Source organism: Pseudooctadecabacter jejudonensis (assembly GCF_900172275.1).
In the GTDB taxonomy this organism is placed as follows: Bacteria; Pseudomonadota; Alphaproteobacteria; order Rhodobacterales; family Rhodobacteraceae; genus Octadecabacter; species Octadecabacter jejudonensis.
Genome location: NZ_FWFT01000002.1, coordinates 782,574 through 806,208, shown reverse-complemented (window position 1 = coordinate 806,208; position 23,635 = coordinate 782,574). Strand labels below are relative to the sequence as shown.

27 protein-coding genes are annotated in these 23,635 nt (G+C 59.9%); 9 read left to right on the top strand and 18 right to left on the bottom strand.

The features are described 5' to 3' along the window. Position 1: 1 nt before the first annotated feature. Genes PSJ8397_RS09075 through PSJ8397_RS09055 form a run of 5 tightly spaced genes read right to left on the bottom strand, consistent with a single transcriptional unit; the run spans position 2 to position 4,602 of the window. On the bottom strand, positions 2-736 hold the full coding sequence (locus PSJ8397_RS09075; protein ID WP_085864238.1) for an SDR family NAD(P)-dependent oxidoreductase: 735 nt from the start codon (positions 734-736) through the stop codon (positions 2-4). 1 nt (position 737) lies between these two features. Further along, complete coding sequence (locus PSJ8397_RS09070) at positions 738-1,316, bottom strand: DUF3833 family protein (protein WP_085864237.1); 579 nt, start codon at positions 1,314-1,316, stop codon at positions 738-740. Between the two features lie 4 nt (positions 1,317-1,320). Beyond that, positions 1,321-2,547, bottom strand: coding sequence for an MFS transporter (locus PSJ8397_RS09065; RefSeq protein ID WP_085864236.1), 1,227 nt, complete (start codon positions 2,545-2,547; stop codon positions 1,321-1,323). Next, positions 2,544-3,299, bottom strand: a complete 756-nt coding sequence (locus PSJ8397_RS09060) for a DUF1365 domain-containing protein (protein WP_085864235.1) — start codon at positions 3,297-3,299, stop codon at positions 2,544-2,546. Before PSJ8397_RS09060 ends, PSJ8397_RS09065 begins: the two co-directional genes overlap by 4 nt. A gap of 4 nt (positions 3,300-3,303) precedes the next feature. After that, a complete protein-coding gene (locus PSJ8397_RS09055) occupies positions 3,304-4,602 on the bottom strand; it encodes an NAD(P)/FAD-dependent oxidoreductase (RefSeq protein ID WP_085864234.1) in 1,299 nt (432 codons plus the stop codon). Between the two features lie 327 nt (positions 4,603-4,929). On the opposite strand from PSJ8397_RS09055, the gene PSJ8397_RS09050 reads away from it, so the two are divergent. Both PSJ8397_RS09050 and PSJ8397_RS09045 read left to right on the top strand, forming a co-directional pair. Next, on the top strand, positions 4,930-5,454 hold the full coding sequence (locus PSJ8397_RS09050; protein WP_143515417.1) for a sigma-70 family RNA polymerase sigma factor: 525 nt from the start codon (positions 4,930-4,932) through the stop codon (positions 5,452-5,454). Positions 5,455-5,462: 8 nt separating this feature from the next. After that, a complete protein-coding gene (locus PSJ8397_RS09045) occupies positions 5,463-6,119 on the top strand; it encodes a ChrR family anti-sigma-E factor (protein ID WP_085864232.1) in 657 nt (218 codons plus the stop codon). Between the two features lie 78 nt (positions 6,120-6,197). Here the strand turns inward: PSJ8397_RS09045 and PSJ8397_RS09040 are convergent, their stop codons facing one another. The 10 genes from PSJ8397_RS09040 to PSJ8397_RS08995 all read right to left on the bottom strand — a co-directional run bounded on the left by PSJ8397_RS09040 (position 6,198) and on the right by PSJ8397_RS08995 (position 17,427). Continuing rightward, complete coding sequence (locus PSJ8397_RS09040) at positions 6,198-6,590, bottom strand: hypothetical protein (RefSeq protein WP_235000634.1); 393 nt, start codon at positions 6,588-6,590, stop codon at positions 6,198-6,200. Next, the gene (locus PSJ8397_RS09035) at positions 6,571-6,957 is read right to left on the bottom strand and encodes a hypothetical protein (protein WP_200811298.1); all 387 of its coding nucleotides are present in this window, start codon (positions 6,955-6,957) and stop codon (positions 6,571-6,573) included. The genes PSJ8397_RS09040 and PSJ8397_RS09035 overlap by 20 nt, the downstream gene beginning before the upstream one ends. A gap of 75 nt (positions 6,958-7,032) precedes the next feature. Further along, positions 7,033-8,871 (bottom strand): DNA mismatch repair endonuclease MutL, encoded by a 1,839-nt coding sequence (mutL, locus tag PSJ8397_RS09030; protein WP_085864231.1) that lies wholly within the window; start codon positions 8,869-8,871, stop codon positions 7,033-7,035. Between the two features lie 59 nt (positions 8,872-8,930). After that, positions 8,931-10,238 (bottom strand): M16 family metallopeptidase, encoded by a 1,308-nt coding sequence (locus PSJ8397_RS09025; RefSeq protein ID WP_085864321.1) that lies wholly within the window; start codon positions 10,236-10,238, stop codon positions 8,931-8,933. Continuing rightward, a complete protein-coding gene (locus PSJ8397_RS09020) occupies positions 10,238-11,563 on the bottom strand; it encodes a M16 family metallopeptidase (RefSeq protein WP_085864230.1) in 1,326 nt (441 codons plus the stop codon). The genes PSJ8397_RS09025 and PSJ8397_RS09020 overlap by 1 nt, the downstream gene beginning before the upstream one ends. Positions 11,564-11,653: 90 nt before the next feature. After that, positions 11,654-12,157, bottom strand: a complete 504-nt coding sequence (locus tag PSJ8397_RS09015) for a DUF3035 domain-containing protein (protein WP_085864229.1) — start codon at positions 12,155-12,157, stop codon at positions 11,654-11,656. Between the two features lie 52 nt (positions 12,158-12,209). After that, on the bottom strand, positions 12,210-12,689 hold the full coding sequence (lspA, locus tag PSJ8397_RS09010) for a signal peptidase II (RefSeq protein ID WP_085864228.1): 480 nt from the start codon (positions 12,687-12,689) through the stop codon (positions 12,210-12,212). Between the two features lie 19 nt (positions 12,690-12,708). Then, positions 12,709-14,298: a bifunctional phosphoribosylaminoimidazolecarboxamide formyltransferase/IMP cyclohydrolase gene (purH, locus tag PSJ8397_RS09005; protein WP_085864227.1), complete on the bottom strand. Its 1,590-nt coding sequence runs from the start codon at positions 14,296-14,298 to the stop codon at positions 12,709-12,711. Between the two features lie 23 nt (positions 14,299-14,321). Continuing rightward, entirely contained in the window at positions 14,322-16,013 is a 1,692-nt protein-coding gene (locus PSJ8397_RS09000) for a heparinase II/III family protein (RefSeq protein ID WP_085864320.1), read from the bottom strand. A 112-nt stretch (positions 16,014-16,125) separates the two neighbouring features. Then, positions 16,126-17,427: an RsmB/NOP family class I SAM-dependent RNA methyltransferase gene (locus PSJ8397_RS08995; RefSeq protein WP_085864226.1), complete on the bottom strand. Its 1,302-nt coding sequence runs from the start codon at positions 17,425-17,427 to the stop codon at positions 16,126-16,128. Between the two features lie 73 nt (positions 17,428-17,500). On the opposite strand from PSJ8397_RS08995, the gene PSJ8397_RS08990 reads away from it, so the two are divergent. Then, positions 17,501-17,674, top strand: coding sequence for a DUF1674 domain-containing protein (locus PSJ8397_RS08990; protein ID WP_085864319.1), 174 nt, complete (start codon positions 17,501-17,503; stop codon positions 17,672-17,674). A gap of 91 nt (positions 17,675-17,765) precedes the next feature. Here the strand turns inward: PSJ8397_RS08990 and PSJ8397_RS08985 are convergent, their stop codons facing one another. After that, positions 17,766-18,125 carry a dihydrodipicolinate reductase gene (locus tag PSJ8397_RS08985; RefSeq protein ID WP_085864225.1) on the bottom strand — a complete coding sequence of 120 codons (360 nt, stop codon included), beginning with the start codon at positions 18,123-18,125 and terminating at the stop codon, positions 17,766-17,768. Between the two features lie 56 nt (positions 18,126-18,181). Next, positions 18,182-19,000 (bottom strand): 4-hydroxy-tetrahydrodipicolinate reductase, encoded by an 819-nt coding sequence (gene dapB, locus PSJ8397_RS08980; protein ID WP_085864318.1) that lies wholly within the window; start codon positions 18,998-19,000, stop codon positions 18,182-18,184. Between the two features lie 82 nt (positions 19,001-19,082). Between dapB and rbfA the strand changes: the two genes are divergently transcribed. Genes rbfA through truB form a run of 3 tightly spaced genes read left to right on the top strand, consistent with a single transcriptional unit; the run spans position 19,083 to position 21,138 of the window. Further along, the gene (gene rbfA / locus PSJ8397_RS08975; protein ID WP_085864317.1) at positions 19,083-19,478 is read left to right on the top strand and encodes a 30S ribosome-binding factor RbfA; all 396 of its coding nucleotides are present in this window, start codon (positions 19,083-19,085) and stop codon (positions 19,476-19,478) included. Further along, complete coding sequence (locus PSJ8397_RS08970; protein WP_085864224.1) at positions 19,478-20,203, top strand: phosphodiester glycosidase family protein; 726 nt, start codon at positions 19,478-19,480, stop codon at positions 20,201-20,203. The genes rbfA and PSJ8397_RS08970 overlap by 1 nt, the downstream gene beginning before the upstream one ends. A 29-nt stretch (positions 20,204-20,232) precedes the next feature. Continuing rightward, positions 20,233-21,138 carry a tRNA pseudouridine(55) synthase TruB gene (gene truB / locus PSJ8397_RS08965; RefSeq protein ID WP_085864223.1) on the top strand — a complete coding sequence of 302 codons (906 nt, stop codon included), beginning with the start codon at positions 20,233-20,235 and terminating at the stop codon, positions 21,136-21,138. Positions 21,139-21,189: 51 nt separating this feature from the next. Here truB and PSJ8397_RS08960 read toward each other — a convergent pair whose 3' ends face one another. Then, positions 21,190-21,558 carry a VOC family protein gene (locus PSJ8397_RS08960; protein WP_085864222.1) on the bottom strand — a complete coding sequence of 123 codons (369 nt, stop codon included), beginning with the start codon at positions 21,556-21,558 and terminating at the stop codon, positions 21,190-21,192. 63 nt (positions 21,559-21,621) lie between these two features. Here PSJ8397_RS08960 and PSJ8397_RS08955 point away from each other — a divergent pair, with 63 nt between their 5' ends. The 3 genes from PSJ8397_RS08955 (at position 21,622) to rpsO (ending at position 23,628) form a co-directional block, all read left to right on the top strand. Beyond that, positions 21,622-22,131 (top strand): DUF1643 domain-containing protein, encoded by a 510-nt coding sequence (locus tag PSJ8397_RS08955; protein ID WP_085864221.1) that lies wholly within the window; start codon positions 21,622-21,624, stop codon positions 22,129-22,131. A 166-nt stretch (positions 22,132-22,297) separates the two neighbouring features. Then, a complete protein-coding gene (locus PSJ8397_RS08950) occupies positions 22,298-23,218 on the top strand; it encodes a calcium-binding protein (RefSeq protein WP_085864220.1) in 921 nt (306 codons plus the stop codon). Between the two features lie 140 nt (positions 23,219-23,358). Next, the gene (gene rpsO, locus PSJ8397_RS08945; RefSeq protein WP_085864219.1) at positions 23,359-23,628 is read left to right on the top strand and encodes a 30S ribosomal protein S15; all 270 of its coding nucleotides are present in this window, start codon (positions 23,359-23,361) and stop codon (positions 23,626-23,628) included. The last annotated feature ends 7 nt before the right edge of the window (positions 23,629-23,635 follow it).

Genomic DNA, 23,635 nt, shown 5'->3' with positions numbered 1-23,635 from the left:
GTCACTTTCCAAAGATGCGGTAATAGGCCCAATCGGGTAAAAACTGTGACAGGCGGAAGACCCACGAAAAGACCATCGGAAAGCTCTTCTTGAAATGGTCCGTGCGCATATGCTCCAGCATTTCTTGTGCGGCCTCTTCGGGCTGCATCAGGAACGGCATGTTGAAATCGTTCTTGTCCGTCAGGCGGGTCTTGATGAAACCGGGGTTGGCAACCTGAACGTCGACGCCCGTTTTGCGCAAATCCGCGTGCATACATTCGGCCAAGGACATCGTGCCCGCCTTGGACGCGGTGTAACCAATAGACCCCGGCAACCCACGAAACCCCGTCAGGGAGGACGTGATGACAATGTGTCCATCGTCTCGGTCCACCATCGCGGGCACCACTTGCCCCAACACCCGCACGAAACCGGTGAAATTGATATCGACCATCGCCGTGGCTTTGTCGGCGTCCCATTCATCCGCGCCAAAAGGCCAATAGACACCCGCCAATAACACCAGACCGTCGATCTTGCCCACGGCTGTCGCCGCGTCCTTCACGCTGTCGTCGTCACTGATATCGATGGTCTGATAGCGCGCCTTGCCCGGCATGTCTTTGACGGCCTCGGCCAAGGTGTCCTCAGACCGAGCCGACAAAATCACTTCGGCGCCAGCGGCACTCAATTTAGCGGCAAGCGCCTTGCCCAATCCTTCGGACGCGCCCACCAACCAATATGTCTTGCCGCTGAAATCTCTCATGTCACTCTCCTGGTTGCAGGTTTGCGGCGTGTTTGGGCCGCATCGTGGCCACCAGTTCAGCGACCTTTATCCCAAACTTCCGAAACTGCGATCGGTTCATCACGTTTCCATTGGGCGTCATGTACATCCAGTCCGTGGTGGACAGAACATGGCCGCCTGCCTCATCCGTCAACTTGATGTTATAATTCAGCTGAACCGCACTGCCGCGCTGGGTGCCAGTGCCTGCGCCGACCAGATCGGGGGCCTCCGCCTTGATCGTGCCGTCGTTGCCCAACGTGAAGGTCCACTCACGGTGCTGGATATTACCGCTGTCGTAGCGGAATTCTTCTTTTACCGTGCCGACATTACCGTCCCAAGAGGCCACGAAATCGGCCTCAAACCGCGATGTCACGCGACCCGTAGGGCCATAAATCACGCCTTCGCATTCAATGGGGCCGTTAAAGACCTCGCGCATGTTGAACAGCGGGCCTTCGGTGTAATCATCGGGCGTCTGCGCCATAAACGACGCAAAACGGAATTTCAAAAGCAACAGGGCCACCACCGCAGCGGCACCCAGAAGTATTAGGATCGTGGACGTCATCGTTTCAGTCCTCCAGTTTCGTGGCGAGCAAAAGCGCAACCGCCACGCATTTCAACAGCGACGGCACCAACGCATAAAGCACCGTCAACATCGTAAGCGCCTCTGCTGGATTGTCAGTACCGGCGGCAAAACCGGCCCCTTCCATCAAGGGCAATAAAAGTACCGCCGCAAAGGCGAGTGTGAATTTTGACACCAACGACCACAGACCGAACCCTTGGCCACCGTTGGGGGCTATATGAGACATACGTTTGGCAAAGAGGGCCGGGAGCAAAGTTAAATCGGCACCAATTGTCGCACCCGACAAAACGCAGATCACCGCAAACGGGATCACATCGCCCGTGCCCAATGTCAGGGTCCATCCAAAGGCCGCAATCGCCAGCATCATCGCCGCCAGCAAGACAGGTTTTTCGCCAAACCGATTTGCCAGCGCGGACCACAAAGGTGCAGACAGTGCTGCCGCCAGAAAGAACAGCACCAACAACGGGCCTTCCCAGCCCGGCGCATCCAGACGGCTTTCGACGTAGAACAAAAACAGGGTTGAGGACACGGCCAGCGGCGTGGCGTTCACAAGTGCCAGCAAAAGCAGTTTGCGGGCCAAGGGATCCGACAGGATCGAACCGATCGGCGTCGGTTCCTGTTCGGTTGATGCGGCTGTCCATTCGGGCCACATGAACACCGCTGCAACCGCCGTCGCCGCAGCAAAGCCCCAGGCGAATGTGGCGAACGGATTGTCAGACACCCCCATCAGCAAAGTGGGCGCCACCGCCGCCAGACACACGCCCAACAACGCACCGGATTCGCGCCATGCCGCCAACCGCGTGTGGCCTTTGTCCAGCCCCTCAACCTTCGCGATCCCTTGGGCGTAAAAATTGATGGTCAGAAAGCTGAACGCCGAAAACAGCCCCGTGATGGACATGCCGAACCAGCAGACGGGATCAAACAAAGGCTCAACCGCGAACAGCGCAATCATCGACAAGGCCAAAAGTGCGGCCGCCGCGGCCACGGCCCACGCCTTACCACCGCGCAACCGTTCGGCCACCCAGCCCAGAACAGGGTCTTGCACAACATCGAACAGTCGCAGGCCAAACAAAACAGCGCCCAAGGCAGTCAGGCTGACGCCGTAGGTGTCCGCATAGTATTTGGGCGCGTAAATATAGATTGGCAGGCCCGCGCCAGACAGAACCGCTGCAAAGCCGGTGTAGGCCGGAAACCGTTGGGCAAGGGCATTCATCGCGACACCTCATCACTCGGCGGTTCGGGTCGCGCACGATAGGCCACGCCCTTCCACCACAGTTTCACCGCTTGCCAGTGGATCAGCGCCAAAACGCGGCGCGATCCAAACGGGCGGCGCAACATCGACCGCAGGATGCCCGCGTTGGTCAAAGGTTTGCGAGGCCCTGTCAGGGTCGCAATCAACCCTGCATGATCCTCTGAGAAATCAATCCAGATGCCGACACGGTCCGGCTGAATGTCGAACCGAAATGTATAGCCGCCCGCGATGTCCTGAAACGGCGAGACATGGAAAATCTTTTGCGCGGTGATCGTCTCCGCCTTCGTGATCTCGCGCAGATCATTGTGATGGCACAGATAGGAATGTCTGTCGCCAAAGGTGTTCGTGACCTCGGCGATCACCACACGCAACACGTCCTCCGCGTCATGGCACAGCCAAAACGACACGGGATTGAACACGTGCCCCAACACCCGCGGTTGCGCCAAAAGCTCGATCCGCCCTGCGACATTCAGCCCGTGTTCCGCCAAAATATCCCGCACCCAGGCCGCACCGCGGCCCTGACCCGGCGCCCCGCCATGGTCGCTGTCATGCAGCGACATCGCCCCCCGACCGTTCCGCGCGAACAGCGCGGGGTGGTCGGGCGCGCCTTCGGCATCCAACAACACGTAGTCGATGGAATAGCGAAAGGCATTCTTCGTCGCCCCGCGCCTGCCATGATAGGTTTTACCTGCGATATGTTGAACGGCGGACACGTCGTTACTCAGCAGCCAAGGCCATCGCACCACGCGCACGGATCGCAGCCACCACATCCATTGCAGACCCGATCCCATCTTCGTGGAACCCGTTTTTCATCCAAGCCCCGCAGAACCACGTGTTGGCCGTACCATTCATCGCCGCCGCCTCACCTTGGGCGGACAGCGCCCCAAGATCATAAACAGGATGGCGCAGCACGACCTCATCCCAGATCAAATCCGGGTTGATGTCGCGCGTGGTGTTCAACGTCACAAACAATGAATCCGCCTTCAACCAAGGCTGCAATTTGTTCATCCAGTAGGTCAGGTCAATCCGGTCCGACGCCTTGTCCTTGTCCTCGGAGTAAATCCACGAGGCCCAGACAGATCTACGCTTGGGCATGATCGTTTCATCGGAATGCAGAACAATGCGGTTGGGCTGATATTTGATCGCACCCAGCACCGATTGTTCCTGCCCCGTCGGGTCCTGCAACATCTGCAGACTGTCATCGGAATGGGTTGCAAAGATGACGTCGTCGAAGGCCTCCCAATCAGAACCGGGGGCCTTGATGGTCACGCCATCAGACGTCCGGCGCACGCCTTCAACCGGGGTGCCCAGGCGCATGACCACGCCACGCTCCGCCATCGACACCCCAAGACGGGACACATATTCCTGACTGCCCCCTTTCACGGTGTACCACTGATGTTGGCCGGTGATTCCCAACAGCGCGTGGTTTTCAAAAAACGTCATCATCGCATGGGCCGGGAAATCCATGATCTTTTCGGTCGGGGTAGACCAGATCGCCCCACTCAGGGGCAGCAGATAACGGTCCCGGAAGTACTCCCCCGCGCCCAGCTTTTCAAACAGGCCGCCAACGGTCAGCCCCTCTTCCTTGGACAACCGCAGACCGTTTTTGTTGAAATTAAAGATGTCGCGGATCATGCGCAGAAATTTTGGGTTCACCGCATTCTTGGGCTGCGCAAACAAGGCGCGCAGGCTGGTCAGCGCATATTCAAACCGCCCCCCATCCATCGACGCCCCAAAGGACATGTTGGATTTGACCACGGGCACGTCCAACTCGTCGAACAAAGCCGCCAAATGCGGGTAATTGGCATAGTTGAACACGATAAATCCGGTATCGACCGGCTGATCACCGTTCCGTCCTCCCATGCGTGTGCGCGCATGCCCGCCCAGCCGTTGCTCGGCCTCAAACAACACCACGCGGTGGTCTTTTGCCAACTCATGCGCGGCGGCCATACCAGAAATGCCCGCACCGATGACGGCGATCCGCCGCGGTGTTTCGCCTGTTTGTTTACTCGACATTACACCCGAACCCCTATGTGTCATTTTTTACTTACACTTTTCTTTGCAAGTTGTCTCATATCCTTTACGGTCAGGCTGGAGTTTTGGTTTCATTTCAAGGCAATAAAATTAACAGTCCCAATTGTTAACTTTTTCGCTGCCACAGGTGATCCAGCCGCAAATCTGCGACGTAATCCTCTTATGTTGACCAAAACATCGACCTTGGCGAAGCCCGCGTCCCGGACTGCAAAAGATGGACAGCTGGCAGAGACACTTTTGAAGGCCGGCCCAAAGACGGGCAGGCCCCTAAAAGAGGCGGACGTTGTGGCAACACAAAAACCAGATCGTATGGCATGGGTGTCCCACCTTACAGCCATCCGGGATGACAAAGACCAAAAGGCTTTTGCTGAGGTCTTTGGGCACTTCGCCCCACGGGTGAAAGCGTTTTTGATGAAGTCGGGCGCCAGCCCTGATCTGGCAGAAGAAGTCGCGCAAGAGGTCATGGCGACCCTGTGGCGTAAGGCGCATATGTTTGATCCCACAAAGGCGAGTGTGTCCACGTGGGTCTTCACAATCGCCCGAAACCGGCGGATCGACATTCTGCGCAAACAGCGCAGGCCGGAACCAGAAGACCTGCCATGGGGACCGGAGGCCGAACCCGACCAAGAAGATGTGCTGGCCCTCCAGCAAGAAAGTGAACAACTCGGGGTGGCTTTGGCTGCCCTGCCCGAAAAACAGAGAGATCTGATCGTAAAGGCCTACTACGGCGACCTGACCCACAGTGAGATCGCAGAGCAAACCGGCCTCCCCCTCGGGACGATCAAATCAAGGATAAGGCTGGCGCTGGAACGCTTGCGCCATCAGTTGAAGTGAAGAGAGCAATGAACGAGATTAAACACCACCTGACTGATGCGCTGTTGATGGCCTATTCAGCCGGCACCTTGCCCGAAGGGTTCAACCTTGTCGTGGCGACCCACATTTCCATGTGCGACGAATGCCGCGCGCGGATGATGGAATTCGACACCGTAGGTGGGGCCGTCATGGACGCTGAGACACCCGCAAACGTGTCCGACGAAAGTTTCGCAGCCACGCTTGAGTTGATCGCGAAAGACGATACGGCCCTGCACGAACCTGTGGCAGAAACCCCCGCACGCAACGGCCTGTTTCCCAGCCCGTTGCAAGACTACGTCGGTGGCGATCTTGATGCCGTGAAATGGCGTCGCGTGGGCGGCGGGGTTCGTCAGGCGATCCTCAAAACCGACAAGTCCGCCAGCGTTCGTTTGCTCCACATTCCTGCTGGCGTCGCGGTGCCCGATCACGGCCACCGCGGGACCGAACTGACCCTTGTGCTGCAAGGCGCCTTTCGCGATGAAAGCGACCGTTTCGCCACTGGCGATATTGAGGTCGCCACGGATGAACTGGATCACCAGCCCGTCGCCGAAGAGGGGATGGATTGCATCTGCCTTGCGGCCACGGACGCGCCGTTGCGGTTCAACAGCTGGATCCCGAAGATCGCACAGCCGTTTTTGCGCATTTGACGCAAAGCAAAGCACCAGAACGACAAAGGGCGTCCCCGAAAGATCAGGGACGCCCTTATTCGTTTCAGCCGAACGGTTTTACGACGGCAAAGACACCCAGCGCATTCCGTTGGACGTGCCCTCTTCAAGGTTGTTCAACTGACCCACACCGGACGGCACACCACCCGCATCCGGTTGCAACACGATCTGAAGCGTCTCGTTGCCATACATCACAGCGCCGGTTTCTGTCCCCTCAAGGGGCAAGGTCACGCCGTTGGATTGACGCACGCAGGACCGAGAGACGAATTCATTGCCGCATTCAACGATCTGCGCCTGTTCAGGCGGATCCGTCAGGACCCCCTGATAGAAAAACGTCAATGTGTTGCCAGGGGCGAACGGGCCGGTTTCCCCGCCGGGCAGCGGTGTCATACAGGCCGAAAGGCCGCCAACCACAACTGCCAACCCTGTCAGTTTAATTCCACGCAAGATCACGATGTACTCCTCGCCAAGTCAAATAACCGTCGCCACCTGGCGATAGTAGAAATGTGCGGTGCGGGTAGGCACCGGTCACGATAAAATAATCAGCGGTCCGTTCGACATGCCCACGGTGTCCGGCCCCGCCGCAAATATGCCCCCCGCCACAGGGCCGCAAAGAATAGGTATGCATATCGCCGTGCTCATTCGCGATGACGAAAACCGTTCCACGATCAAAGGGCAGATCGCGGTTCGCCTCGTCCCACGCACGACGGGTTTCCTCCGTCAGGTTGTTCAGACGCAGACCCTCAACATCACGTTCCAGATCCGCGACGGAACACGCGCCGAGCGTCAAAACACCTGCCAATACTGCAAGAATCCTCATACGGGCCCCCAAATGATTTGCGGCAGGCTATCCAGCGGCGGGACGTCTCTCAATAGGGATTTGACACACAAGGGGTCAGGTGCGTCCGAAAAGACGCTCAATATCGCTGAGTTTCAGCTCCACATACGTGGGTCGTCCATGGTTGCATTGGCCCGAACGGGGCGTTCTTTCCATGTCGCGCAACAGCTGGTTCATCTCCTCACCCCGCATCTGGCGGCCCGTGCGAATTGATCCATGACAGGCAACACGGCTCAGGATCGCCTCAAGCTTTTCCTGCACCAAGGTGCTGGCCCCCTGATCGCTCAACTCATCCAGAACGTCCCGCAACAAGGCCTCAGCGTTCACTTCGCCCAACAAAGCAGGTGTCTCACGCACGGCAATGGCCCCGCCACCGAACGGTTCAATAGTCAATCCGAACCGCGCAAGGTCATCTGCCACCGCCAACAGCTGGGCGGCATCGACCTCTGACATCTCGATAATTTCGGGGATCAGCAGGGCCTGCGCCGCCACGCCAGTCTCCGCCATTTGGGCCTTTAGTTTTTCGTACACCAACCGCTCATGCGCGGCATGGCCATCGACAATAACGATGCCATCAGCCGTTTGGGCGATGATGTAATTTTCATGCACCTGCGCGCGGGCGGCTCCCAGCGGATGATCCTGTGTCTCCTCATCTTCGACCACGGGCTGGGCCTCAACACGACCGGAATAATCCGGCGCGAACTCGGCAAAGCCGGTGCTTGGCGGCTGATAGGCGGACCCACGCGACGGTGTGGGGCGGTCCATTTGATAAATTCGCGCGCTGTCTTGCGCAGGCTGTTCCGGCTGCAGGGCCCCCAACGTCGCCGCCGCAACCGTGCTCGACGCACGGTGCCCCGCCTCGGCCAGCGCATGACGCAATCCGCTGACGATCAGGCCCCGCACCAACCCTGGATCGCGAAACCGGACCTCGGATTTCGCAGGATGCACGTTCACGTCCACGCGTGTCGGATCAAGGTCTATGAACAGACATGCCGCCGGATGTCGATCGCGGCTCAGCGTGTCCATATAGGCCCCGCGCAACGCCCCAATCAGGACCTTGTCGCGCACGGGCCGCCCGTTCACATACAGGAATTGCTGCACGGCGGATCCGCGCGAATAGGTCGGCAGCGCGGCATATCCTGTCAGATGCACCCCTTCGCGTTCGGCATCAATCGCCAGCGCATTCTCTGCGAAATCCTTGCCCAACACACAGCGCAAACGGGCATGCAACGCGTCAAACATATCGCCGGTTTCCGCATCCGCGCGGAACGTCACACGGGAATTGCCGCCTGACACATCGGTCAGGATAAAGGTCACGAACGGCTCCGCCATGGCGAGCCGTTTGATCACATCGCTGATCGCCTGCATCTCGGCCCGGTCCGTGCGCAGAAATTTCAGCCGTGCAGGCGTGGCATAGAACAGATCGCGCAGCTCAACCACCGTGCCAGCCGTCAGCGCGGCAGGGCGGACAGCCTCATGGGCACCACCGGCAACTGTCACCTCGGCCCCGTCCGCGGTGGCCGTGCGGCTGCGAATCGTCAGTCGGCCAACAGCGCCAAGGGACGGCAACGCCTCCCCCCGAAAGCCGAAACTGTGGATGTTCAGTAGGTCGGTCCCGTCGATTTTGGACGTGGCATGGCGCGACAGGGCCAGCGGCAAATCATCCGCCGTCATGCCCACGCCGTTGTCCGTCACGCGGATCAGCGTCTTACCGCCATCGGCAATTGCGACCTCAATCCGGCTGGCCTTGGCGTCCAACGCGTTTTCAACCAGTTCTTTGACCGCAGACGCAGGGCGTTCGACAACCTCACCCGCGGCAATCCGGTTGATCGCAGCATCGTCCAGTTGGCGGATCACAGGTTGTGTCGCGCTTATGTTGTGGTCAAAGGCAGCCATGCCACAAAAGCTAGCATAACTCGCTTTGATTCTGACAGGCCCTATTCGTGGTTAACGGGTTATTGCAGGCCCTCGGGCTCCCCCACCACGACAAAGTGCAGACCGTCCGGGTCCAACAGCTCAGCCGCCACACGATTGACGTCGTCCAAGGTCACAGCCTCAATAAAATCATTGCGGTTAGCGACATATTCGGGCGTCAAATCCACGCTTTGCATCCCCACCAAGATCCCCGCAATCTCGGCGTTGCCGTCGAACCGCAGGGGATAGGCACCGGTCAAATAGGTCTTCGCGGCATCCAGTTCTTCTTGCGTGATCCCCTCGGACGCCAAAGCGGCCCATTCATCGCGGATCACCTCAATCGCATCCGCAATCCGATCGTTTGAGGACGCGACGGACCCCAAATAGATCTCGGTAAAATCTTTGGGCACCAGAAACGTCGACACGCCATAGGTCAGCCCGCGCTTTTCACGAACCTCTCTATACAGACGGCTTTCCACACCATTGCCGCCCAAAATTTCGTTCAGAATAAAGGCCGCAAAAAAATCTTCGTCGTCGCGTTCTATCCCACTGTGACCAAACAAGGCGACCGATTGCGGCGTGGCATAAGGGACCACTGTGATCCCCCCGTCCAACCCGAACGCAACATCCTCGGGCAACTCCGGCCCCGTTTCTGGCAGATCACCAATCAACGCATCGATGATCTCACCCAACTCCTCAGCGGATAAATCACCAGCCGCGCCCACATGGACGCGGCCCGTGGTCAGCGCGTTGCGGTGCGCCTCAAGAATATCATCGCGCGTCAAGGCGGTGACCGTCTCCTCGGTCCCGTTGATCGGAGTAGCATAGGGGTGATCGCCAAAAGCCGCCGCATCAAGGGCGGCACTTGCGATCCGGTTGGGATTGTTCGCATCAGACCGGATGCCCGCCAGAACCTGACTGCGGACACGGTCCACCGCGTCCTGATCAAACCGCGGATTGATCAACGCTTCGCGCAGCAGGGCGATGGCCTCGTCGCGGTTTTCGGACAGGAACACAGCCGACACAGTGACCGAATCGTCGAAGGTATCAAACGAAAACGACGCGGCCAGCGCCTCACGGCGTTCCTGGAATTCCCGCGCTGTCAGGTCACCCGCCCCTTCCTCAATCAGGCCCATCATCAGGTTTGTAGCGCCTCGTTTGTCGGGCGCGTCCAGAACAGCGCCCCCATCAAACACGAATTCAATCGCCGCAAAGGGGATAGAATTTTCTTCAACCAGCCACGCCTCGATCCCGCTGGGCGATGTGACCTCTTGGATGTTGATCTGGGTCTGGGCTTGGGCGGTTACAGCTGTCACGGACAAGGTCAGGGCGGCGATGAGGCGACGGATCATTGCAAAATCTCCCGGCTAGGAACGACATAGGCGGTGACCGCGCGGTCACGGTTCAACACACGGGCGGCCACGCCCATGACGTCCTCAGCCGTCACAGCTTGCAGCACGTCAGGCCACGCCTGCACGTCTTCAACCGTCAGGCCCGAGGTCAGGGCCGCGCCGTAGCGGCGGGCCAGCCCACCCACATCATCGCGCGCATAGATTTCACCGGCGCGCAGCTGTGTCCGCAACGCCTCCATCCGGTCGGGCGCGATGCCGACTTCCATGAACTGCGCAAGGGTCGCATCCATCGCGTCCTCTGCGTCCTGCAGGGTGACCCCTTCGGCGGGGGCCACCGTCAGGCCAAAGGTCGTATCATCCAGACTGACGCCTGAATAAAAAGCACCCGCGTAAATGGCGGTGTTGGTGTCGAACTGCAACGCCACCGGCAGAACCGAGGTAAAGGACGATCCGCCCAGAATTTCGGCCAGATAGGTCAGCGCGGCGGCATCTTCCTGCGCACCGGCATCCCGTTCTGGCGCCAGATAAGTGCGTGTGACATAGGGCTGTGCGACCCGCGGGTCCTCGAAAACCAAACGGCGTTCGGCCCGCTGCGGGGGTTCTTGTGGGCGAACCCGCTCGGGCAAATCAGGTTCCGCCGGAATAGGGCCGTAGTATTGTTCGGCTAAGGCCAGAACCTCGTCCGGCTCAACGTCCCCTGCCACGACGAGGATCGTGTTGTTGGGCGAATAATACAGGTCATAAAACGCCAATGCGTCCTGCATATCCAGCTGTTCCATCTCATGCATCCAACCGATGATTGGAACACCGTAGCCGTGGTTTTGATACTGCGCCGCCATCATCTGTTCGCGCGCCAAAGCTCCGGGGGAGTTTTCGGTCCGCTGGTTGCGTTCCTCAAGGATCACGCCGCGCTCGGCCACGATATCCTCTTCGGTCAGGACAAGGTTGTTCATCCGGTCCGCTTCATACTGCATCATCAGAGGCAAACGGTCGGCGGCCACCCTTTGGAAATAGCCCGTATAATCATAACTGGTGAATGCGTTGTCGGATCCGCCGTTTTCGGCCACGACGCGCTGAAACTCTCCGCTTTCGACATTTTCAGTCGCCTTGAACAACAGATGCTCCAGAAAATGCGCAATGCCTGAGACACCCGCAGGCTCATCCGCCGATCCCGCCTTGTACCACAGCATATGAACGACGACAGGGGCACGATGATCTTCGATCACCACCACATCCATTCCGTTGTCCAGCTGATAGGTCGTCACCTCTTCGGCGAGGGTCATTGTCCCCACGAGGCTGAGGGCAAGGGCAAATAGGCGCATAAAAATCTCCGCGGTTGTCCGTCCCTTAAAATCTACGTCGCGCGACGCGGTCTTCAAGGTGTCATACGCGGATGTGAGCGGCGCGAGCGTTTATTGTGGAGGCGCCGTCGGCGTCGCCACCCCCGCATTGCGGAACCGTTGAAGTTCGGCATAGGCATCAAGGGCCTGCCGCGCATAGGCCGCAAAATAACGGTCCCGTCCGCCAAAGAAGCTCAGCCGCGACGCACGGCTGCGAAACGCCTGATCCTCAGCCGCAAGCGTTTGACGGATGGACGGATCAACGCCATTCCGGCCCGCTGCCGCAACAATGGCACTGTCAGTCGCGGGAATACCTGCAGGCACCAAAGCTGCGGGATTACCGCCCAAGGCCGCCACAGCCTCCCCATTCGGGTTGGGGTCGACACGGTTTGCGCCTCCAGGTGTCGGGGCGGGCAAATTCGAAAGATCAGACGGCAAAACCAAAGGGTTGACGGGGTTCACCTGAAACTCATCGGGGCCACCGCTATTGCTGCGCAAATCCCGCAGACCTCGGTCACCGCCAGCACAGGCGGCCAAGGTCAGCACCATAACACCCATCACGATTGCCTTGCGCATATCGAACCCCTTCATTCCTTGCCGACGTTCTTAGACCAAAGCAAAGGCCCCGTCACGCGGTCTTCTTTTTGTTGTCCCCATCGGTGAACAACACAAGACCCACAGCGCCGATAAAAATGGAAATATCCGCGATGTTGAACGCATAAGGGTTGGTAAACCCACAGCATGACATGTTCAGAAAATCGGCCACGGCGCCATGGATCAACCGGTCAATCACATTGCCCAGCGCGCCGCCCACCAAAAGGCCCGCGCTGATCAAGGCCCAGCGCGACATCGCCTCTCGCCTCACCCACCAAATGACGAACGCGGTGATCGCCAAGGCCACACCAATCAGAACCCAACGCATATCGTAATCGGCAAAAAGCCCGAAATTCACCCCACGGTTCCACGCCATGCGCAGCACCAGATAGGGCGGGAAGACGTCATACGTTTGACCTGGCTGATTGGGCAGGTCGATCTGATACAGCACGACATACTTTGTCAGCTGATCCGCCAGAAACACCCACATCCCAGTCCAGAACATCAAACGCATAACAAATCCCCAATCTCGATCAGTGGCGGAAGTGACGCATGCCGGTGAACACCATGGCAAGGCCCGCCTCATCTGCGGCGGCAATCACCTCATCATCGCGCATGGATCCGCCGGGCTGGATCACACAAGACGCGCCCGCGGCTGCGGCCTCCAGCAGACCATCGGCAAAGGGGAAGAACGCATCGGACGCCACGGCAGACCCTTGGGTCAAGGGGTTGGGCAAATCCAACGCCTCGGCCATACGTTCGGCCTTCTTGGCGGCAATGAGGGCGCTGTCCACGCGGCTCATCTGGCCTGCACCGACGCCCACGGTCGCCATGTCTTTCACATAGACGATAGCGTTGGATTTAACGTGCTTGGCGACTTTCCACGCAAACAACAGATCGTCCAACTGCGCATCCGTCGGCGCAACCTTGGTCACGACCTTTAAATCGGCGCGCCCGATAAAGCCGCTGTCCTTGTCCTGCATCAGATAGCCACCCGACACTTGGCGGATGGTCTGCGCCGTGGTCAGCGGATCGGCCAGACCACCGGTTGTCAGCAAACGCAGGTTCTTTTTCTTGGCAAAGATCTCCTTCGCCTCTTCGGTGGCCGACGGGGCAATCACAACTTCGGTGAAAATCCCGGTGATAATGTCAGCCGTTTCCGCGTCCAACTCACCGTTCAGGGCGACAATGCCCCCAAAGGCAGACGTCTGATCGCAGCGGAACGCCTTGGTGTAGGCCTCCGCCATGCTGGTGCCCTTGGCCACGCCACAGGGGTTGGCGTGCTTGATGATGGCAACAGCGGCGCCGTCCTCGGGGTTGAACTCGCTGACCAATTCAAACGCCGCATCTGTGTCGTTGATGTTGTTGTAGGACAGCTCTTTGCCTTGATGTTGCTGCGCCGTCGCGACACCTGGACGATCTGACCCATCCACATAGAACGCCGCCTGCTGGTGGGGGTTCTCGCCATAGCGCAGCGTCTGGGCGAGGGTCCCCGCCACCGCCCGCCGACGCGGGGCGTCATTTCCGATAGCACCGGCCATCCAACCGCTCACCGCCGCATCATATGCCGCCGTGCGCGCGTAGGCCGCCTGCGCCAACGTCTGCCGGAACGCATAGGTCGTGGCCCCGTCGTTGGCGTCCAACTCTGCCAAAACAGCCTCATAATCCTGAACATCCACCACCACGTTCACGAAAGCATGGTTCTTGGCGGCGGCGCGGATCATGGCGGGCCCGCCAATGTCGATGTTCTCGATCATATCGTCGTAGTCGGCACCGCGCGCCAAAGCATCCTCAAACGGGTACAGGTTCACCACCAGCAGATCGATCGCGCCGATCCCGTGGTCGTCCATCGCGGCTACATGCGCCTCATTGTCCCGCAGCGCCAACAAACCGCCATGCACGCCCGGATGTAACGTCTTTACGCGGCCGTCCATCATTTCGGGATAACCCGTAACATCGGCCACATCGCGCACCGTCAATCCCGCATCGCGCAGCGCCTTGGCCGATCCGCCTGTCGACAACAACTCAACCCCCCGCGCGGCCAACGCCTTTCCCAGATCAATCAATCCGGTCTTGTCGGAAACAGACAAAAGCGCGCGGCGAACAGGTTGCAGGTCGGTCATTGAATAAGGCCCCCTCAGGCAGGTCAGAACTCCAGTGCCGCAGGATCATCGACATCGCGCAACGCGGTGGGCACATCTTGCGCCTTGGACAATGACCAACGGATGCGCGTCGCATATGACAAAGCCCGCCCAGATAAAACCACCTGTTGCGCCGCACGGGGCCTTAATCGCCCATTTTCAAGGTAAACGGACGCCTCAAGCCGCATATCTTCGGCCCCGTCCTGCCGAAACACCCAAATTTCACCAGATTTCTGCGTCAACGACACCGCCGCGCCGCCCAAATCGACCGCAGCTTCGACCTCTGGATGCAAATGGAACCGCACCGACCACGGAATGCCCTGCAACGTCTCGGCGTCCAACGCGCGATCAAAGACAGGCTCATCCTCGGGATCAAGGATCGTCAGCAGGTCTTCGCCCGCAATCGCCCGTCCATCCAACGTCAGATCCAACGTGCGCACATGGGTCAGCCCGTGACTGACACGGTATCCGTCATGCGCCATGGCAAGGCGATACCCGTCTGCGACGGTGCTGATCTCTGATTGCACCTCAACCGGGCCATCTGTCATCACCTCCGACCCGTCGCGCTGCGTCGACAAAAGCGAAGACGACCGCGTGTCGATGCCCAAGGTAGAATGGCTGGGCGTGGCCCGCCCCGCCCGCCGCCAATCTGGGCCAAAACTTACACCGGATCCGCAATTCACGATCAAGGGCCGCCGCCCCGATGTGACCTCCATCGCGAGGGTCGAGGCATGGGCCTGCGCCGCAGACACCCCGCCCGGCGGGGGGGCCACATCCGTAATAAGGGTCGTGCGCCCCGCGGCCAACCGGCCATAGCCCATCTGCAACGTCCGGTCCGGCTGTTCCATCGTCCCAACCGCCGCCAGCGCCTGATCCAGCCAACCGTCCAGCCCGCGCCCGCCACCATGGAACCGTGCCAACCCGCCGTCCGAATGACGCAACGCGCGCAAGGTGGGCGCGATCCGGCCCATGGCCTCTCTCAGGGCGCTCGGCACGGGGTGTTCGGCTTCGGTCAGCGCGGTTTCAACCCATGTGAGCAGGGTCAAAATCTCCAACAGCTCTTCGGGATTGCGTGAGGCAATGCCCCCGTCCGGCCCGATCTGACGGTCGCAATCGCGGGTCAGCATCGCAATCGCCGGTGTGACGCGATCTTCTATCCCTTGCAGGCTCAGCCCTGCGTAAATCATCCCCGCCACAGCCTCAAACCGTGGCAAACCGGATCGCGTGGCCTTCCAGCGGCGCGACAGGAAAATCGCCTGCTGCGCGGCTGAGCGGAAATACGCCTCAGACGCGTCCTTGTCCGCCCCCCGCAACAGAAAAAAGCCATGGGCGATCCAACGGATCAAGCGGCGGCCCGTCACGTCAGGTGTCCACCCATCGCCGCCGCCCTGTCCGTATCTGTCAATCCAGTCGTGCAGCCACGTTTGCGCAGCCATGCGCGCCTTGTTGTCGCCCACAGCCGCCAGATCATCAAGCCACGCAAACCCGTGAACCTCAGGCGCAGAGGCGTCAACCTGCGTCACCGCATCCCAGATGGATGTGTTCGGGGCCTCAACCAATTGACCCGAAAACAGAAAATTACCGGCCAAAAGCTGTCGCCCACGGGCAAAATGCCCGATCATGCGCGGTTCAGGATTTGACCGAAACCCTGTCGCAGGCCGCGTGCGGGCCGCAAGTCGCGCGTGCAGCCGATCCATGACGCCCACGCGTCCGGTTTGAATGTGGGTCGTGTCCACCACTGAAATTGCCTCTCGCCCGTGCCATTCGGCATCTTTGCGGGGCCAATCTATATGCAAACAGGGGTCTAAGTCACGCAGGCTTTCGCATCAGGGCGATGTAAAATCCATCCATGCCGCCTTGATCGGCCCAATAATCAGGCCGCAGACGCAATCCACCCTCGTCGGTGCGCCAATTTGGGTCAAGCCCGGGGCGCTCCAAGGCCGCCGCATCGACCGTCAGACCCGCGTGACGTGACACGGCCTCTTCCACCTGAACCTCCCCCTCATCGGGCAGCAGCGAACAGGTGCAAAAGACCAAACGGCCACCCGGTTTCAGCAAGCCCAGCGCGTGATCAATCATCCGCGCTTGCTGATCGATCAACATCCCGAATTCAGACCCGTCCTTGGCATAAGGCAAATCAGGATGCCGCCGGATCGTGCCGGTTGCCGAACACGGCGCGTCCAGCAAAATGGCATCAAATCCGCCATCGGTGACCGCAAAGGCATCCGCCACAAAGGTTGTGGCGGCCAGACCGGTCCGATCCAGATTTTCCCGCACCCGCTTCATCCGGCCACCAGACGCATCCACCGCCGTCACCCGTGCGCCCGCAGCCGCCAGCTGCATCGTCTTGCCGCCAGGTGCGGCGCACAGATCCAACACCGCCTCCCCCTTTTGGGGCGCCAGAATCTGCACAGGGATCGCGGCGGCCGCGTCTTGCACCCACCAGTCGCCCGCCTCAAACCCTGGCAGCGAGGACACCTGCCCCGCCTCAGCCAACCGCACCGTGCCCGTGGCCAACACCACACCGCCCAACGCCTTGGCCACGGCCTCAGGGTCCGCCTTCGCGGTGATGTCCAACGGCGCACCTGCGAAATGTGCAGCCTCCATCGCGGCCACCACCTGTGGCCCGTATCCATCTTTAAGGGGGTCGCGCAGCCAGCCGGGCAGCCGCGGCGTCGCCAGTTTGGCCCAGCCCTCCGGTCCTTCGGCGGCAACCTTGCGCAGCACCGCATTGACCAGACCTTTCATCGACGCGGTGCGCTTGTTGCGCGCCACCAGCTCAACACCGGCATTGACCACACCATGCGCCGCTTCACCGCCGCACAGCTCAACCGTGCACAGCCGCAGCACATTGCGCACCGCCAGCGGCGGGGTGCGATTGACAAAGCGGGCCAACATCCGGTCCGCACGCGCCAACCCGCGCAATGTTTGTGTCGCCAACCGTTGGGCGCGGGCGCGATCTTCGGGCGGCAAATGTGCCAACGCCCCGTCGCCAATCAACTCGGGCAGCAATTTGCCCTGCCCCGTCACCTGATCCAACAGGTACAACGCGGCCTTGCGCGGGCCCAACCCCTGTTTCGACTGGCTGCGTTTTGCGTCTGGCTGCGACATCGTAAACCCCTTGGCGATCTGCCTCAGGCGCGTATATCAGGAACTGAGCCACCGCAAGGAGACGCACATGCCAATGGACCAGCCCAAAGATCTGCCCCCTGCCGCCCAACGCGCACTGGCCGAGGCCGAGGCCCGCCGCAAAGCGGCCAAAGCCCTCGATCTTCCAGAAGAACTGGGCGGCCGCGACGGACCAGAACCCGTCCGCTATGGCGATTGGGAGAAAAAAGGCCTCGCCATCGATTTTTGAACGTTTGACTTATCGCAGCACGGCAGGACCCAAGCCCCATCGGGCTGACCCCCGCCTGAGGGTCGCCGCGTCACGCGGCGGGTCGCAGGCGTCAGCGGATTCGCAACACCGCATCATCGCCCGCGCCTTGATCAACCGTGAACCTGATCCGGTCCCCGTTCACTTCAACCAGCTGGCAGTTGTATTCAATCGGATAGCCGGACCAATCCATATCGCGGCAGAAATACCCGTTCTCCCACGACCATGATCCCGTCAAATCCCAACCGGCCGCACGGCCTGTAATGGCCCCACTGTCCAGCACATTGATCGTCAGACCATAAAGCGCAATACGCAAATCTTTACCGCCCACAGTCTCCATAAAAGTGGAGCGGTCGGTGATGCGTTCAAAGGCGGATGCCGCCGCCGGAAGGGCGACAATGGCCGCCAAAGAAAGGGTTAGGGCACGAAGCATATCGAGGCCTCCTTTAAATCGGTTTCCCTAAGATACGCATCAAGAGGTGAAAAAGTTCACTCTTTGCCCAAACCAAGCACGTCAAACATATCGTAGGCTCCCGGTTTCTGGCTCTGCCCCCAAAGCGCCGCCTTCAACGCGCCGCGCGCGAAAATGGCGCGATCTGTCGCAATATGGGTCAGCTTGATCCGCTCCCCCGCCGCCGCAAACAGCACGTCGTGTTCGCCGACAATATCACCGCCACGGATCGCGGAAAAACCGATATCACCCCGTTTCCGCGCACCTGTGATGCCATCGCGCCCGCTGTCGCTTACGTCTTTGAGGGACACACCCCGCCCTTCCGCAGCAGCCTCCCCCAACATCAAGGCTGTTCCGGACGGCGCATCAACCTTGTGGTGATGATGCGCCTCAATCACCTCGATATCGAAATCTTCATCCAGGGCCGCCGCGACCTTTTTTGTCAGCTGCACCAACAAATTCACACCCAGGGACATGTTGCCCGCCCGCACAATCACCGCATGATGGGCCGCTGCATCCAGCTTGGCGATGTCGCCCTCGGTCAGCCCCGTCGTTCCGATCACATGCACCGCGCGGGCCTGTGCCGCCAGCTCCGCAAACCCGACCGTGGCCGCGGGGGCCGTGAAATCAATCACCGCCTGCGCCTTTGCAAAGGCCGCAACCGCATCGTCCGTCACAGTCACTCCGACCGGCGCGCCGCCCATGGTCTGCCCCACATCGCGCCCGATCCAATCGTGCCCCTCACGTTCCAGCACACCCACCAGCTGGCACGCATCAGACGCCAAGACAGCGGACGTCAACATTTGCCCCATGCGCCCTGATCCGCCGGTGATCACAATCCCTGGTTTGTCCGTCATGGTTTCGCTCATGGCCTGTCCTTTACGTCACATCCACACCCTGCCGCTTGGCAAGGACGTTCAGTCTGCTTACATGGACCCCATGGCAAAGAACAGTTTTCAAGGCAAGGACGGTCCGTCCCAAAGACAACTGCGTGTTGGCGAACTTCTCCGCCGCACGCTGTCCGAAGTGTTGCAACGCGGTGAGGTGCACGACCCTGACCTGCAACGCATGTCCATCACCGTCGGTGAGGTTCGGATGACCCCCGACCTCAGTATCGCAACCGCTTTCGTGCTGCCCTTGGGCGGCAAGGACGCAGATCTCGCGATTGAGGCCTTGGCCCGCAACAAAGGCGAAATCCGTCACCTGATCACCAAGGGGATGAAACTGAAACACGCCCCAGACCTGCGATTCCGCATTGATGATATGTACGACCGGATGGACGCCACCCGCGCAATGTTTGCAGATCAACGGGTGCGGCAGGACCTCGACGACTGATGCGGTGGGTGGCGGCTTTGGTGGTCTGCGCCAGCCCTGCGGCGGCTGTGACCTGCGAAGACATCACGCATTTGGGTGCCTCCTTCACCGTTTGTGACGTAACCACTGACGACGACCTGCAGCTGTTTCTGCGCGACGATGCCGGTGACATCCTGGGCAGTTTTCGCGCGGTTGAGGCGGCGTCAGGCAAAAATCTACTCTTCGCGATGAACGCCGGCATGTACCACGATGACCGCGATCCCGTCGGCCACTACATCGAAGACGGTGTTGAAGAAATGCGTGTCATTACATCGGACGGCCCCGGCAATTTCGGCCTTCTGCCCAACGGTGTGTTCTGCATCGCCGACACGTACACTGTGATTGAGGCACGGGCCTACGCCGCCAACCCACCCGCCTGCACCCACGCCACCCAATCCGGCCCTATGCTTGTGATCGATGGCGCCCTGCATCCGCGTTTCATTGACGGCAGCGACAGCCGCAACATCCGCAACGGCGTCGGCACCACCGCAGACGGGCAAACCGCGCACTTCGCCATTTCCAACGATGCAGTGAACTTCCATGATTTCGCCACGCTCTTTCGCGATGTGCTGCAAACGCCCAACGCGCTGTTCTTCGATGGAAAGGTCAGCCGCCTCTATGATGCCGCGTCAGGCCGCTCAGATTTCGGCTTCGGCGCATTGGGTCCGATCGTTGGCGTGCTTGACGACGCAAGCGCCGCAGACTAACCCGCCCGCCTGAACCATAAGGGGGCAACATGGCACGTAAACGCAAAGGACGCGATCTTCACGGATGGCTGGTGGTGGACAAACCCGCAGGCATCACCTCGACCTCTGTGGTCAACAAAGTCCGCTGGGCGCTGGATGCTAAAAAGGCAGGCCACGCCGGCACACTCGACCCCGAAGCAACCGGCGTGCTGGCCGTCGCTTTGGGGGAGGCCACGAAAACCGTCCCCTACATCACCGACGCGCTCAAGGCCTACACCTTCACCGTGCGCCTGGGCCAGAAAACCAACACCGACGACGCCGAAGGCGAAGTCATCGCCAGCTCAGACACCCGCCCCACAGACGATGAGATCAAAGCGGCCTTGGGCCAATTCGTGGGCGATATCATGCAAATTCCACCAGCCTTCTCGGCTGTCAAAATCGACGGCGAACGCGCCTACAAACGCGCCCGCGATGGCGAAGACTTCGAAATCGCCGCCCGCCCCCTTTGGGTCGAAGAACTGCTGCTCATCGACCGCCCCGACCCCGATCACGTCACGCTTGAGATGACCTGCGGCAAAGGCGGCTACGTGCGCGCCATCGCCCGCGATCTGGGGGAGGCCCTGGGCTGTCACGGGCACGTGCGCGACTTGCGCCGCATCTGGTCCGGCCCCTTTGATGCCGCCGATGGGATTGGCCTCGACCAACTCAACGAACACGCCAAAACCACCAACCTCGATCACCTGATCCGCCCCCTCGAAGACGGCCTCGATGATCTGCCTCGCGTCCACTGCCCCGAGGCCAGCATCGTCAAATTGCGCAACGGCAATGCCGCCCTCGTCATGGGCGATGTCGACTATGGCGAAGACTGCTGGGCCGACCACAACGGACAAGCCATCGCTGTTGGCACCTTCAAATCCGGCGAACTTCACCCAACCCGCGTTTTCGTGCGCGACTGATCTTCATCTGACCAGAAAAACTCCCCCCGGAGGGCCCGTTTCCCTTGGGTCTCAACGGTGCTGGTCAATCAAGATCGGGTTCCCGTCCGGGTCCACAACCACAAACGACGCAGGCCCCGTCTCCCCGCCCTGCTCTTGGCTGACGGCGTGCCCCTTGGCGACCAGATCCGCCTTGATCGCACGCACGTCGTCAAACGGATCGACCGCCCCCGCAGACTGATCCCAACCGGGGTTGAACGTCATCAGGTTGCCTTCGAACATGCCCTGAAACAACCCGATCAACGTCTCCCCGTTCTTCATGATCGCATATCCATGGGCATCGTCCCCGCCAAACCGGGCAAACCCAAGGTCCTTATAAAACGCGATCGATGCGGCAAGATCCTTCACCGCAAGACTGATCGAAAATGCACCGAGTTTCATGTCGTCTCCTTTCATGCTGCGACCACCCTAGCACAGATCGGCCCTCTCCGTCATAAGCCACCCATGATCACACGCACCCACACCAAGGGCGACGCGCCCTCCACCGCGATTTATTCCGACTGCGAACGCTACCGCTATGCGCTGACGCGGGTGTGGGATACGGGCGGAACGAAGGTGCATTTTGTCATGCTCAACCCGTCCACCGCCACAGAGGTTCAGAACGACCCAACCGTTGAGCGCTGCGAACGTCGGGCCCGCGCCTTGGGCCACGGGGCCTTTCGTGTGACAAATATTTTCGCATGGCGCGACACCGATCCCCGCGACATGAGGCAGGCGGCCGACCCGATTGGCCCCGACAACGACGCAGCGATTCTTGAGGCGGTCAATTGGGCCCACACAACGATCTGCGCCTGGGGTGCGCACGGCGACCACATGAATCGCGGTCTCGCCGTGAAAACGATGCTGCGCCATACAGGCGCACCCCTCTTTCATCTGGGGCTAACCAAGGCAGGGCATCCCAAACATCCCCTCTACATTGCCTACAGCCAAACGCCGGCGCCCTGGGTTGACTGACACTATTCCGACTAAGCCTGCGTTAACCAACTATCGATAAAAACCGCGCAATTTCACCTTTTGTTCTATATCAAAGGCGAGGAATTGGATGTCGCGGCCCATTTATGAGAGGGTGAGACAAACCAAACGATCAAAAGCAGTTCTCATTAACCACGAAAGCGACCCCATGCTTGCAATTCTCGGACTACTTGGCGCGGCAATCGCAGGGACGGCTTTGGTCGGCATGAGTGCGGATGTCGAAGAACTCGAAGAAGACGTCGTCGAAGAGCCGTCCGAGGATGAGCTTTCGGGAAATATGCTCGACCTGATTGATGGAACAACCGGTGAGGGTCCGACCAACGGTCCCACAGAAACCACGGTTGAGGATGAGCAGGCAGACCGCGTTGAAGAATTCGGCTCAAACGACGAGGATTCCATCGATGGCGACACAAACGATGACTTTATCGATGGCCGCGATGGCGATGACAGCCTCACAGGGGCCGCGGGCAACGACCAGCTTTTGGGCGGGCGCGGCGGTGACACACTCTCCGGCGATGAGGGCGATGATCTGATCAACGGTCATGTTGGGGACGACATCATGTCTGGCGGCGCGGGTGATGATGCGCTGCAGGGCGGCGATGGTGATGACTGGATGGATGGCGGCGCAAACAACGATAACGTCTTGGGCGGCCACGGCGATGACACGGTGATCGGCGGCGCAGGCGAAGACAATCTTCAAGGCTCCGAAGGCAACGATATTGTCGATGGCGTCACGGGCGAAGACGTGGCCGAACGCGATTACCTCAACGGCTCCGAAGGCAATGATACCTTAGTCGGCAATGATGGCGACGTCATGACCGGCGGTGATGATGCGGACACCTTTCAGGTGACATCCGGCACCGTCCAGATCATGGATATGACCGGCGAAGACGTCCTTGTCGTCAATTACTCCGGCACAGAACCAGCGCTGACAACTGTCCCCAATGACACAGGCCTGACGCTTCTTGCGGACGGTGAACCTGTCGCCATCCTGCATGGGGTCGACAGTTTCGACACCAGCCTCGTCCGGCTTGAACCTTCGGACAGCCAGGACGAAACCGCCGCCTAGGCCAAAAACCCTTTGCCAAGCATGGGGAATCTTCCTATACGCCCGCATCTGCTCCCTTTACGGGCGCAGTTCACCCTCCATGGGCCCTGCTGGACGACATCCCGGCTTGCGCCATTCACCCTTTAACCAAGGAGACCCCGATGTCGATCACCGCTGACGAAAAAGCACGCCTTATGAAAGAATTCGCAACCAAAGAAGGCGACACCGGTTCGCCCGAAGTTCAGGTTGCCATTCTGACGTCCCGCATCACCACGCTGACGGAACACTTCAAGACCCACAAGAAAGACAACCACGGTCGCCGTGGCCTTTTGAAAATGGTCGCCCAGCGTCGGAAACTGCTGGACTACACCAAAGCCAAAGACGAAGCCCGCTATCAGGACCTGATCAAGCGTCTGGGCATCCGTCGCTAAGACATTT